Genomic DNA, 12,197 nt, shown 5'->3' on the forward strand with positions numbered 1-12,197 from the left:
GGCGGCTCAGGCGCCGACCGGCGCCTTCCGCGCGGCCGGTTCCCGCCGCTCCGCCGCCGGCCGCGACCGGCGGGTGAACAGCCGGTCCAGGCCGAGCGCGCCCGAGCCGGTGAAGACCAGCAGCAGGAGGGCCCAGCAGAACAGCGCGGAGGACTCGCCGCCGTTCTCCATGGGCCACAGCGCCCCGGGCTGGTGGACCGTGAAGTAGGCGTACGCCATGGAGCCCGAGGCGAGGAGCGCGGCGGCGCGGGTGCCCAGGCCGAGCAGGACCAGGCCGCCGCAGAGCAGCTGGATCACGGCCGCGTACCAGCCGGGCCAGATGCCGGCGTCGACGGTGCCGCCGTCGGTGCCGGAGGCGCCGCCGAGGACGCCGAAGAGCGAGGCGGCGCCGTGGCAGGCGAAGAGCAGGCCGACGACGATGCGGTACAGGCCGATCGCGTACGGGCGTGCGGTGTCGAGACGAGCGGACATGCGGGGGTGCTCCTTCGGTGTCGGTCGGGCGGCCGGTCCGGGGGACGGGCCGGCCGGTGGGGGGACGGCGGTACCGAATGAGCGACCCACGTTAGGCGTACCTAATCAATGCTTGCAAGTTCAACATTCGGCCATGGTCGGCCGTCCGCGGCGGGACCGGCGTCCGCCCCCGCCGGGCCGGCGCCCGCCTCCGATGCCTTCACCCCCGCCGGTTCCCCCTCCGTCCCCGCCGGTTCCGGTTCCGTCCCCGCCGCGCGCAGGACCGCCCTCGCCACCGCGTCCGCGTCCGACAGCGTGACCGAGTCGACTCCCGGGCGGGCGCCCGCCGCGGTCACCCAGTGCACCCCTTCCGTGGGCACGCCGAACGCGAAACGGCGTGCGTGGGCCCGGCCGTGACGGTCGATCAGGTGGTACGGCCGCGGGGTCACGTCCAGGCCTCCGGTGACGTATCCGTCGACCGTGTGCGGGCGGCACCGGCCGGTCCGCAGCAGCCGGGACAGGAGGCCGTCGGCGGTGCGCCGCAGGTCCGGTTCCGGAAGCCGGGCCTCGACGAGGGCGGTCACCCGCACGTCCGAGCCCGGCACGTCCGGCGAGTGCGCCCGCCAGGCCCCGTCCTCCTCACGCACCTCCAGCCCGGGGCCCAGCACCTCCACCACCCCGGCCTCCACCAGCGCGACCAGCTCCTCGATGCGGCGGCGGGGCGGGCCGATGGAGAGGAAGGCGTTGAGCGGCGTGTACCAGCGGTCGAGGTGGTCCCGGCGGGAGGCGCCGGGCAGCCCTCCGTGGTCCACGACCAGCCGCAGTTCGTTGCGCAGGTCGCGCAGCACGTCCAGGGCGGCCTTCAGCGGCCCGCGCACATTGCCCCGCGCCGCCTCCTCGGCGTCCCGCCGCAGATACGCCAGCAGCCACTCCCGCCACCGCCCCGGGTCCGTGAACTCCCGCCCCGCGTAAGGCCGCGCGATCCGCTCCCAGCTCCAGCGGTCGGCCCGCGCCACACCGGACGCGTCGAGGAGGGCGGCCTCCCGCGGGTCGCCGTGCGGGACGTCCAGGAAGCGGTCGGTGAAGTCCCGGTCCCCGAGGAGGGCCGTGTAGTAGACCGTCTCCACCTCCTTCGCCACCAGCGGCCATATCTCCGCCAGGAAGTCGGGCGCGTCACCGGAGTCCGCCCGCTTGCGGAAGCCGGAGATCACCTCGGGGGTGAGGACGAGCGGGACGTGGCGGCCGTAGGGGCCCTTGGCGTTGTCGCCGCGCGCCTGGTACGGCACGCCCCGCCGGGAGCCGGCGTACAGGCGCGGCTCGCGGCCGGAGGGCAGGTAGCGCAGCCCCCGGCCGGAGGGGACGAAGCGGCCGCCGCGCCCGGTCGTGAGCAGGGCCGTGTGGTCGAAGAAGTTCAGGCCCAGTCCGCGCAGCAGCACCGGTTCGCCGGGGCCGAGGGCGGAGAGGTCGACGTCGGCCGGGTTGGCCGGCGGGACGTGGCGCAGGCCGTGCCGGCCGGCGTGGGCGGCGTGACGCCGCTGGGCCGCGTCGGCGACGACCGGCAGATGGCCCTGCGCGAGGACCACGGCGGCCAGCCCGGGCAGGATCCGGCCGTCGTCCAGGGTGAGCGTCTGACGGCCGTCCACGGCGTCGTCCAGCCGGACCGCGCGGGCCGCGTGCGTCTCCACCCGCACCTCGGGCGGGGCCTGGCGGACGGTCCGCGCGAACACCCACTCCAGGTAGCGGCCGTAGTCGGCGCGGGTCGGGTAGTCGTCCGGGCCCAGCGTGCCGGCCGCCCACTCGTGCAGGCTGGGGCCGGGCCGGACGGGGCCGGCACAGTCCACGCTGTCGTCGGTGAACAGCGTCACCTGGGAGGCCACGGTGTTCATCAGCAGCTCCCGCGACTGCGCCGTGCGCCACACCCGGCCCGGTCCGGGCGGTGTCGGGTCGACGACGTGGACGGTCAGCCGCACCCCGGGCGGGAGCAGTTCCGGGGCGGACGCGCAGAGGCGTTCCAGCACACTCGTGCCGCGCGGCCCGGCACCTACCAGGGCCACGGCGGCCGACGCCGGCCGCGGGGTGTCGAGGGGCGACGCCGGTACCGCGTTCACTGAGGACAAAGGGGTGACTCCCGGGCGTGTGGGGCGCAAGGCGGCGAGCCGTCGAACGCCCCCGCGGGGTCCGGTGGACCCTCGGGAAGCGGACGGTCCGCCTCATCATGCCCCCGGCTCCCACGGAAGCCAACGCGCGTCCCACTGGCCCCGGTTGTCCCGCTCAGGAGGTCAAGTCGGACTCCTCCACGGTTGTCAGCCCGCCCTTCTCCCGCGCGTGCTCCAGCCGCAGCCGGGCCGAACGCCCGTTCAGCGTCAGGGTCATGAGCTGGTTGCCGAACCAGGGCCCGCCGGTCTTGCGCCAGTCCACGACCGGCCGGGGGCACCGCCCGTGCCGTGCGAGCCGGCGTCCGAGGGCGCGGGCCGGGGCGCTCCATCCGGCGCGGAAACCGAGCCGCATCGACAGGGGGATGGAGTTGTGCACGGGCGAGCAGGTGAGCTGGAGCACCCGCGCGTCCGGAGCGGCCGCCCGCCACTTCGGCTCGGCCACGTACGCGTGGTGCACGTCCCCGGACAGGACGAGCACGCTCGCCGGCGCCTGCGGTCCCGAACCGGCCGCGGCGAGCAGCTCGGCGAGCGCGGTGAAGGAGGTGGGGAACGCCGCCCAGTGCTCCAGGTCGGCCGCCCGCCGCACCTTCTCCGAGAACCGCGCCCACCGCGGGCCCCGCTCCCCCCGGCACAGGGCCGCGTTCCACGCCTCGGCGTCGTGCACCAGGTGCGGCAGCAGCCAGGGGAGCGAGGAGCCGACGAGGAGGTGGTCGTAGGTGCCGGGGCCGTCCAGGGCCTGTTCGCGCAGCCACGCGGCCTCGCCCGGGTCGAGCATCGCCCGCCCGCCCTCCTCCAGCACGCGCGCGGCCCTGCTGTCCACCATCAGCAGCCGGACGCGCCCGAAGTCGCGCCGGTAGCTCCAGCGCACGGAGGCGGGGTCGTCGTCCGCCCGGCAGGCGAAGTCGCGCAGGGCGTCGGTGCCGTCGGGGGCGTCCCGTACGGTCGCGAAGAGCGGATCGGCGGCGAGTTCGGCCGGGGAGAGGTTGCCGATGTGCTGGTGGACCCAGTACGACATCAGGCCGCTCAGGATCCGCTCGCGCCACCAGGGGGTGGCCCGCATGTCGGCGAGCCAGGCGGCGGAGGTGTTCCAGTCGTCGATGACGTCGTGGTCGTCGAAGATCATGCAGCTGGGGACGGTGGACAGCAGCCAGCGGACGTGGGGGTCGAGCCAGGACTCGTAGTAGAGCCAGGTGTACTCCTCGTAGTCCGCGACCTCGGAGCCCGGCGGCTCGGCCGGGTCGCGGCGGGTCGCCAGGCGCCGCCGGGTCGCGTCGGAGGTCTCGTCGGCGTACACCTGGTCACCGAGCAGCAGCAGGACGTCGGGCCGCTCCCCCTCGGGGTCGGCGGCGATGCGCGTGGCCAGGCTGTCCAGGGCGTCGGGGCCCACCGGGTCCTGCTCGCCGGCCGGGGGCGCCGCCCACCGGCAGGAGCCGAAGGCGACGCGCAGCCCGTCGTCGCCGGCCGGGGTGCGGATGACGGACGGGGGCAGGCGCGCGTCGGGCGGCGGCCACACGCGGCTGCCGTCGAGGAGGACCTCGTACGCGGTCGCGGTGCCCGGGGTCAGCCCGGTCACCGGGACCAGGGCGTAGTGGTGCCCCGCCACCTGGAAGGTGCCGGCCGTGCCGCCGGCGCCGTCCGCGCACCGCACCTCCGCGACGCACGGACGGCTCGCCTCGACCCAGATGGTCGCGGACGAGCCGTCGGTGTACCTCAGCAGGGGTCCCAGCCGTAGTCCGGCCACGTGATCGCCTCCTCCGTCGCTCCGTACGGTACGGAACGACGGAGGCCGCGGGCGAGGTCCCGACGCCGAATTCCGGCCGTACGGCGCCGGGGTACTCCGTAGGGGCGGTGCGGTGCGGTGCGGTGCGGTGCCGTGCGGTGCGGTGCGTTGCGGTGCCGGGTTCGGTTCGGTGCGTTGCCGGGTGCGGGTGGTCCGTGCGTTGCCGGGTGCGGGTGGTCCGTGGCTTGTCGCGCAGGTCCCCGCGCCCCTTCGGGGGCGTGCACGGCACGCACCTCAGGGGCGCGGGGAACCGCACGGTCGGCCACCGGGGACCCGCAGGCCGCGTCGCGCGGGGGCCGGGCGGGGCCGGGATCAGCAGGCGGAGAGGTAGCTCGTCAGCGCGCTCTTCTCGGCCGAGTCGACCGAGAGGCCGTAGTAGTACTTCACCTGGACCCAGGCGCGGACGTAGGTGCAGCGGTACGACGTGACGGACGGCATCCAGGTGGCGGGGTCCTGGTCGCTCTTGGCCTGGTTGACGTTGTCCGTGACGGCGATGAGCTGCGGGCGGGTCAGGTCGTTGGCGAACGCCTGGCGCTGGGCGGTGGTCCAGGAGTCGGCGCCGGAGTCCCAGGCCTCGGCGAGCGGCACGAGGTGGTCGATGTCCAGGTCGGAGGCGGCGGTCCAGGTGGCGCCGTCGTAGGGGGAGTACCAGCTCCCGCTGGTGGCGGCACAGGCGGAGTCCTGGACGACGTTCGTGCCGTCGCGCTTCAGGACGACCTCGCGGGTGTTGCAGGTGCCGGACTGGGTGATCCAGTGCGGGAAGAGGTCGCGGTCGTAGCCGGTGCGGTCCTCGGTGGCCACGGTGAGCGAGGCGAGGTACGTGCGGGCGGTGGCGGCGCTGACCGGCGTCGGCAGGGCCGCGGAGGCGGTCGGGGAGTTGAAGAGCGCGACGGAGGCTATGAGGCCGGTGAGCGCCGCGAGTATGCTGACCCGTCGACGCGCGTAGACCTTCGACATGCGAGACATGCGAACTCCCTGGGGGGTGTGGGGCGTTGGGGTGCGAGCGAGTGAATGCTCGTGGCGCCTCGTTGCGGGGGGATGTGCGCGCGGTAAGAAACTAATGACGCGTACATGACAAGACAAGACGTGTGACATGACTTTCACCCCCGCCGGGCCGGCTGGAAAGTCACGTAGTATGGGCGGCGCAGAAGGGGAGTAGCTCTTCGCCGGACCGTCGACACACTGCTCAGCTCGTCCTCCAGGGGCGGCCGAGCCGGCGCCCGGAGGCAGGCCCGTGGACGGGTCGGCCAGCGAGACCTTCGGCAAGCAGTGCACACCTGTGCCGTACGGCGCGGGTGCCATGTGTGCTGCCGTGCCGAGGCGTCTTCGAGCGAAGGAAGCAGCACTCTCGGCGGGGCGGCCCCGACCGATTGAGGACCCTTGATCAGCCTGACCGTGACGGCGCTCGTCTTCGGCGTCGTATTCCTCGCCGAACTGCCGGACAAGACCGCCCTCGCCGGCCTCGTCCTCGGCACGCGCTACCGCGCCTCCTACGTCTTCGCCGGCGTCGCCGCCGCCTTCGCGCTGCACGTCGTGCTCGCCGTGGCCGCCGGCAGCGTGCTCACCCTGCTCCCGCAGCAGATCGTGCAGGCGCTGACCGGTGTGCTCTTCCTGGGCGGCGCCGCGGTGCTGCTGATGAAGAAGGACGAGGGCGAGGAGGAGATCCGCAAGCCGGAGAACCAGTCCTTCTGGAAGGTCTCCGGCGCGGGCTTCATGCTCATCCTCGTCGCCGAGTTCGGCGACCTCACCCAGATCATGACGGCGAACCTCGCCGCCCGCTACGACGACCCGCTCTCCGTCGGCCTCGGCGCGGTCCTGGCGCTGTGGGCGGTGGCCGGACTCGGCATCGTCGGCGGCAAGGCCCTGATGAAGCGGGTGCCGCTGAAGCTGATCACCCAGATCGCGGCCGTGCTGATGCTGGGCCTCGGCGTGTGGAGCCTGTGGGAGGCGATCGCGGGGTGAGGCCGGAGGCGCCGGGCGCTCGGCACCGTGTGGTGCCGGGCGCTCCGCACCGTGTGGTGCCGGGGTGGCGGCGGGCGGGGGAGCTAACGGAAAGTGAACGCTTTCCGGGGGGAGTGGCGTGCGGCCCCGATTGTTTTGTACCGTGGGGAAACAAAGTGGCTCCCGCCCGTTTTCCCTGACCGGCGGGCGGGGCCGCCTTGTTCCCCCCGGGGGACCGGCCTGAGCGTCCCCCGTCCCTGCCTGGAGTCGCCGATGCCGGCCGCCGTGTCCGCCACCGTCCTGACCGCCCGTGCCCTCCTCCTCGACATGGACGGCACCCTCGTGAACTCGGACGCCGTCGTCGAGCGCGTCTGGCGGCGCTGGGCCGAACGGCACGGTCTGGACGGCGACGAGGTGATGAAGGTCGTCCACGGACGCCAGGGGTACGCCTCGATGGCCGTCCTGCTGCCCGGCCGGCCGATGGAGCGGAACCTCGCGGACAACGCGCGCATGCTGGCGGAGGAGACCGCCGACCTGGACGGCGTCGTACCGGTCCCCGGGGCGCCCGGGTTCCTCGCCTCGCTGCGGGACGTCCCGCACGCGCTGGTGACCTCGGCGGACGTCCCGCTGTCCACGGCCCGGATGGCCGCCGCGGGGCTCCCCCTGCCGGAGGTCCGGATCACCGCGGAGTCGGTGGGCGCCAGCAAGCCGCACCCGGAGGGCTTCCTCAAGGGCGCGGCCGAGCTGGGCGTCGACCCGGCGGAGTGCGTGGTGTTCGAGGACTCCGGGGTGGGGATCGCCGCCGGCCGGGCGGCCGGTATGCGGGTCGTCGGCGTCGGGCCGCGAGCGGTGGCCCACCGGCCGGACGTGGTGGTGCGGGACCTGACCGGGGTACGGGTGGAGACCGCGGCGGAGGGGGTCCGGATCCACGTTGCCGGGGTTCGGGGCTGAGGCTGTCTCCGGGGACCGGGGCTGAGGCCGTTACTGGGCGGGCCTGAGGCCGTCCCCGGCCTGAGGCCGTCACCCGGCCTGAGGCCGTCTCCGGGGACAGGGGTCCGGGGCTGAGAACGTCAGCGGGGTTCGGGCCTGAGGCCGTCACCCGGGCCTGAGGCCGTCACCGAGGTCCGGGCCTGAGGCTGTCACCGGGGACCGGGGTGCGAGGCCGTCAGCGGGGTCCGGGGCTGAAGCCGTCACCGGGTCCGGGGGCTGAGGCCCGCCCCCGCCGGCCTCACGGCTCCTCGGTCACCGCCTCCAGCTTCGCCCGCGTGGCCGCCCCGTACACGCCCAGTTCCTCGCCCTGGATCCCCCGCGACCACTGGAAGTTCCGCAGCGCGTCCTCGACCCTGCCGGTGAACACGCCGTTCACGTCGTCGTTGTAGAGGTACAGCTGCTTGAGCCGGAGCTGGAGTTCGGTGACCTCGGGCCCCCGGTCCCCGCGCCGGAGCACGGTGGCCGCGGGGCTGCTGTCGGCCTCGTCGCCCTCGTCGGCGCCGCTCTCCGGGGTCAGGGAGCCCGTGGCCTCCTCGGTCGGCGTGCTCGGGCTCGGCTCGGCCGTCTCGGACGCGGACGGCGAGGCGCTCGAGGCCGACGGCGACGGCGAGGAGCTCTCGCTCTCGGACGGGGACGGGGAGGCGCTGGACGCCGAGGGGGACGCGGAGCGGCTCGCCGACTCCGACGCCGCCGCCGTGCTCCGCGAGGTGTCCGGTACAGCCGCCCGCACGTCCTCGGGGGCGGCGCCGTCGCGGCTCGGCGTCTCGTAGGAGAACAGCCCGCTCGCGAACCCGGCCGCCGCCACGACGGCCACGGCCGCACCGGCGCAGGCCACCAGCAGCGTCCGCCGGCGCCGACCGTGCGGCCGCTCGTCGTCGGCCGGGACGTGCACGGTGTGCCCGTCGGCGTCCACCGCCTCGAACAGGCTCAGGTCGGTGGCGTTCGGCGCGGAGGCCGCCGGGGCGAGGGGCGTGGGCAGCGCCGCGGCCGGCCCCTCCCGGTGGCCGGCCGGATCCACCGCCCGCAGGGTCATCGTCGCCTCGGAGACGGCCGGCACGGGCACGGTCGCGTCGGTGACCGGGGGGAGCGCAGTGGTCGCGTCGGTGACCGGGGGCAGGGCCGCGGTCGCGTCGGTGACCGAGGGGAGAGCCCTGGTCGCGTCGGAGGCCGACGGCGAAGGGGCGGTCGCGCCGGAGAGCGGCGGCACGGGCGACGCCGTCCCGTCGGTGATCCGCGGCAGGGGCATGGTCACGTCGGCCGGCGCGGACGCCTCCGCCGCGCCCTGACCGGCCGCGGGTGCCTGACCGGTGCCGGATGCCTGACCGGTCCCGGGTGCCTGGCCGGTCCCCGCGCTGTCCGTGCCACCCCCGCCCGGCCCGTTCCGCCCGTCCTGCCCGCTCCCTGTGCCCGCGCCCGCACGAGCGCCCGCGTCCGCGCCCGCACGAGCGCTCACATCCGCGCGAGCGCCCGAGCGCACGCCCGCGTCCGCCGTCGCACTTCCGGCACCCGTCGCCGGACCCTCGGCGCTGTCCACGCCCCCTGTGCCCCCCGCACCCCCTGTGCCCTCTTCGTCCCCTGTGCCCTCTGCGCCCTCCGTGCTCTCCGCGAGGTCGACGTACGGCCGTATCCGCAGCGGATCGAAGTCCTCCGCCGCGGCCGCCTCCGCCTCGCGGGTGTCGCGCAGGGCCTCGGACGCCCGCAGGGCGCAGCCGCACGAGGGTGTGTTGTCCGCCGCGCGGAGCGCTCCGCACTCCGGGCACGGAAGCCCGTGCTGCCCGGGCCGCGGTCGCTCGTGCCGCCCCATCGGTTCGTCCACCTGTTCGTCCCTCCCCATGCGAACTTCAGAGATTATGCAGATCCTCCACACAACTTCTCGCCCGCGACCCCCGGAACGGTCGGTTCCGAAAGGACTCGGGAGGCCATAACGGGACACACCGATCACGATGGAAAGGTGTCACGCGAGCCTCGGGAGGCATCCATGGCCTTGGACGCGCACGCCAGGACCGGGGATCCACGCGATCCGCGACAGGAGCACGTTTCCGGCAACGTCCTCGTCTCCATCGGCGCGCTGCTGCTCGGCATGCTGCTGGCCGCCCTGGACCAGACGATCGTGTCCACCGCGCTGCCCACGATCGTCAGCGAGCTCGGCGGTCTGGAGCACCTGTCCTGGGTGGTCACGGCGTACCTGCTGGCGTCGACGGCGGCGACCCCGCTGTGGGGGAAACTGGGCGACCAGTACGGGCGCAAGAGGCTGTTCCAGACCGCGATCGTGATCTTCCTGCTGGGTTCGGCGCTGTGCGGAACGGCGCAGGACATGCCGCAGCTCATCGCCTTCCGGGCGGTGCAGGGCCTGGGCGGCGGCGGGTTGATGGTGCTGTCGATGGCGATCGTCGGCGACCTCGTGCCGCCGCGTGAACGCGGCCGGTACCAGGGGCTGTTCGGCGCCGTCTTCGGCGCGACCAGCGTCCTCGGTCCCCTCCTCGGCGGCCTGTTCACCCAGCATCTGAGCTGGCGCTGGGTGTTCTACGTCAACCTCCCCGTCGGGGTCGTCGCGCTCGCCGTCATCGCGACCGTCCTGCACGTCCCGCGCACGGCGACCCGGCACGTCATCGACTACCTCGGCACCTTCCTCGTCGCCGCCGTCGCCACCTGCCTGGTCCTCGTGGCCTCCCTCGGCGGCACCACCTGGGGCTGGGGGTCGCCGCGGATCGTCGGCCTCGCCGTGCTGGGCGTCGTACTCGCCGTCGCGTTCGTGGCCGTGGAGCGCAGGGCGGCCGAACCCGTCCTGCCGCTGAAGCTGTTCCGCGTCCGCACCTTCACCCTCTCCGCGGTGATCAGCCTCATCGTCGGCTTCGCGATGTTCGGCGCGATGACCTACCTGCCCACCTTCCTCCAGGTCGTGCACGGCGTCTCGCCGACCATGTCGGGCGTGTACATGTTGCCGATGGTGGCCGGTCTGCTGCTGTCGTCGACGGTGTCCGGGCAGATCGTCAGCCGCACCGGCCGCTGGAAGGTCTTCCCGGTCGCGGGCACCGGCGTGACGGCCCTCGGTCTGCTCCTGCTGCACCAGCTCGACGCGGACAGCCCCACCGCGGAGATGGGCGCGTACTTCCTCGTCTTCGGCGTGGGCCTCGGCCTGGTGATGCAGGTGCTGGTCCTCATCGTGCAGAACGCGGTGTCCTACGAGGACCTGGGCGTCGCCACCTCCGGCGCGACCTTCTTCCGCTCCATCGGCGCGTCCTTCGGCGTCGCCGTCTTCGGCACGGTCTTCGCGGGCCGCCTCGGCGACAAGCTCGCCGACGCCTTCCGGGGCGTCGCCCTGCCGCCCGGCGTCTCGGCCGGCGCGCTGGAGGCCGACCCGCGCCTCATCGGCGGCCTGCCGCCCGCCCTGCGCCCGCCGGTCCTCGACGCGTACGCGTCCGCGATCACGGACGTCTTCCTGTACGCCGCCCCCGTCGCGTTCCTGGGCTTCGTCCTCGCCTGGTTCCTGCGGGAGGACCGGCTGCGCGGTTCGGTCACCGCACCGGACGGCACCGAGACCCTCGCCAGCAACCCCGTCGAGCGGTCGTCGTACGACGAGGTGTGCCGGGCGCTGTCCGTCCTCGGCACCCGCGAGGGCCGCCATGAGATCTACCGCAGCATCACCGACCGGGCCGGCTACGACCTCCTCCCGGCCGCGAGCTGGATGCTGCTGCGGATCAAGCGGTACGGCAGTGTCGAGCCCGGCATGCTCGCCGAGCGCACCAATGTCCCGCTGCCCGCGGTCCTGGAGGCCGCCCGCCAGATCGAGGAGCGCCACCTCGCCCGGCGCGAGGGCCTGGACCTCTTCCTGACGCCCCGGGGCCACGAGGTCGCCGGACGCCTCGCCCGGGCCCGCGAGGAGTCGCTGGCCGAACTCCTCGGCGACTGGTGGAGCCCCGACCGCCCCACCGACCTGACCCGCCTGGTGACGGAACTGAACGAGGAACTGTGCGGCTCGGACCGCGAACAGCCCCACGACATGCGGCCGGTGGTACGGCTCGGGTGAGGAGCGGGCGGGCGCGGGGCGCCCGGTGGGTGTGGGTGCGGGGGTGGGCGCGTGCGGGGTGAGCGGGCGGGCGCGACCGGGCGCCGAAGGCCGGGTGTCGTTTGTCCGGCGCCGTCCGGGCAACCCGAATCGTGAACCGGCCCGAGGGGCCGACACACCGGAAGGCAACCATGTCCACAGGCCTGATCATCGCTCTGATCGTGATTGTGGCGGCCGTCATCGCCGTCGCGGCCGTCCTGGCCGTGCGGGCCCGAGGGTCGCAGTCAGGACGCAGCCTGAAGCAGCGCTTCGGGCCCGAGTACGACCGGGCCGTCGCCCGGCACGACGGTGACGTCAAGGCGGCCGAGCGGGAACTCGGCGCCCTGGTGGAGCGGCACGGCGGTCTGCTCGAGCGGCCGCTGGAACCCGCGGAGCGCGAGCGGTTCGAGGCCGCCTGGACGGCCGCGCAGGAGCGCTTCGTCGACTCGCCGCGCGAGGCGGTCGCCGAGGCCGACCGGCTGCTCGCCGAGGTGGCCGGAGCCCGGGGCTTCCCGGCCGGCACGCAGTACGAGGAGCAGGTCGCCGCGCTCAGCGTGCACCACGCGCGCCACGTGCACGGCTACCGGCGCGTGCACCAGGTCGCCCGCTTCCACACGGACGGCGGCGCCCGCAGCGGCCAGGCGCCCGGTACCGAGGACCTGCGGTCCGCCCTGGTCGAGGCCCGTGCCCTCTTCGACGACCTGCTGGCCGACGGCCGGTCCGGCTCGGGCGGTCGCCACGCACTGACCCGGCCGGCGAGCCGGGAGTCCAAGGCCCGCGAGGGCCACCACATGCCGTGGGGCTTCCACCGGCATCAGACGAAGCAGGGGTGAGA

The 12,197-nt window shown here is 74.5% G+C and carries 9 protein-coding genes; 4 read left to right on the forward strand and 5 right to left on the reverse strand.

The window, feature by feature from the left end:
- Window positions 1–6: 6 nt before the first annotated feature.
- The 4 genes from ACZ3KJ_RS03365 to ACZ3KJ_RS03380 form a co-directional block, all read right to left on the reverse strand.
- A complete protein-coding gene (locus tag ACZ3KJ_RS03365; protein WP_467524184.1) occupies window positions 7–471 on the reverse strand; it encodes a DoxX family protein in 465 nt (154 codons plus the stop codon).
- Window positions 472–572: 101 nt separating this feature from the next.
- Window positions 573–2,558: an FAD/NAD(P)-binding protein gene (locus tag ACZ3KJ_RS03370; RefSeq protein WP_467524799.1), complete on the reverse strand. Its 1,986-nt coding sequence runs from the start codon at window positions 2,556–2,558 to the stop codon at window positions 573–575.
- 163 nt (window positions 2,559–2,721) lie between these two features.
- Window positions 2,722–4,347: an alkaline phosphatase D family protein gene (locus ACZ3KJ_RS03375; RefSeq protein ID WP_467524186.1), complete on the reverse strand. Its 1,626-nt coding sequence runs from the start codon at window positions 4,345–4,347 to the stop codon at window positions 2,722–2,724.
- A gap of 351 nt (window positions 4,348–4,698) precedes the next feature.
- The gene (locus ACZ3KJ_RS03380) at window positions 4,699–5,343 is read right to left on the reverse strand and encodes an HNH endonuclease family protein (RefSeq protein ID WP_401690303.1); all 645 of its coding nucleotides are present in this window, start codon (window positions 5,341–5,343) and stop codon (window positions 4,699–4,701) included.
- Window positions 5,344–5,766: 423 nt separating this feature from the next.
- Here ACZ3KJ_RS03380 and ACZ3KJ_RS03385 point away from each other — a divergent pair, with 423 nt between their 5' ends.
- Window positions 5,767–6,348 (forward strand): TMEM165/GDT1 family protein, encoded by a 582-nt coding sequence (locus ACZ3KJ_RS03385; RefSeq protein WP_467524187.1) that lies wholly within the window; start codon window positions 5,767–5,769, stop codon window positions 6,346–6,348.
- A gap of 252 nt (window positions 6,349–6,600) precedes the next feature.
- Entirely contained in the window at window positions 6,601–7,278 is a 678-nt protein-coding gene (locus ACZ3KJ_RS03390) for an HAD family hydrolase (RefSeq protein WP_467524189.1), read from the forward strand.
- Between the two features lie 277 nt (window positions 7,279–7,555).
- Here ACZ3KJ_RS03390 and ACZ3KJ_RS03395 read toward each other — a convergent pair whose 3' ends face one another.
- Window positions 7,556–8,563 carry a peptidoglycan-binding domain-containing protein gene (locus tag ACZ3KJ_RS03395; protein ID WP_467524191.1) on the reverse strand — a complete coding sequence of 336 codons (1,008 nt, stop codon included), beginning with the start codon at window positions 8,561–8,563 and terminating at the stop codon, window positions 7,556–7,558.
- A gap of 732 nt (window positions 8,564–9,295) precedes the next feature.
- On the opposite strand from ACZ3KJ_RS03395, the gene ACZ3KJ_RS03400 reads away from it, so the two are divergent.
- Together ACZ3KJ_RS03400 and ACZ3KJ_RS03405 are read left to right on the forward strand one after the other, a co-directional pair.
- Window positions 9,296–11,344, forward strand: coding sequence for an MDR family MFS transporter (locus ACZ3KJ_RS03400; RefSeq protein ID WP_467524192.1), 2,049 nt, complete (start codon window positions 9,296–9,298; stop codon window positions 11,342–11,344).
- Between the two features lie 170 nt (window positions 11,345–11,514).
- Window positions 11,515–12,195 (forward strand): hypothetical protein, encoded by a 681-nt coding sequence (locus ACZ3KJ_RS03405; protein WP_467524194.1) that lies wholly within the window; start codon window positions 11,515–11,517, stop codon window positions 12,193–12,195.
- Window positions 12,196–12,197: the final 2 nt, after the last annotated feature.

The sequence above is a fragment of the Streptomyces sp. NPDC003248 genome, assembly GCF_055563235.1.

Bases quoted from the DNA above. Each gene is read 5' to 3' on its own strand.
- ACZ3KJ_RS03365 (WP_467524184.1), bottom strand. From the start codon at position 471: ATGTCCGCTCGTCTCGACACCGCACGCCCGTACGCGATCGGCCTGTAC.
- ACZ3KJ_RS03380 (WP_401690303.1), bottom strand. From the start codon at position 5,343: ATGTCGAAGGTCTACGCGCGTCGACGGGTCAGCATACTCGCGGCGCTC.
- ACZ3KJ_RS03390 (WP_467524189.1), top strand. From the start codon at position 6,601: ATGCCGGCCGCCGTGTCCGCCACCGTCCTGACCGCCCGTGCCCTCCTC.
- ACZ3KJ_RS03395 (WP_467524191.1), bottom strand. From the start codon at position 8,563: ATGCCCCTGCCGCGGATCACCGACGGGACGGCGTCGCCCGTGCCGCCG.
- ACZ3KJ_RS03400 (WP_467524192.1), top strand. From the start codon at position 9,296: ATGGCCTTGGACGCGCACGCCAGGACCGGGGATCCACGCGATCCGCGA.
- ACZ3KJ_RS03405 (WP_467524194.1), top strand. From the start codon at position 11,515: ATGTCCACAGGCCTGATCATCGCTCTGATCGTGATTGTGGCGGCCGTC.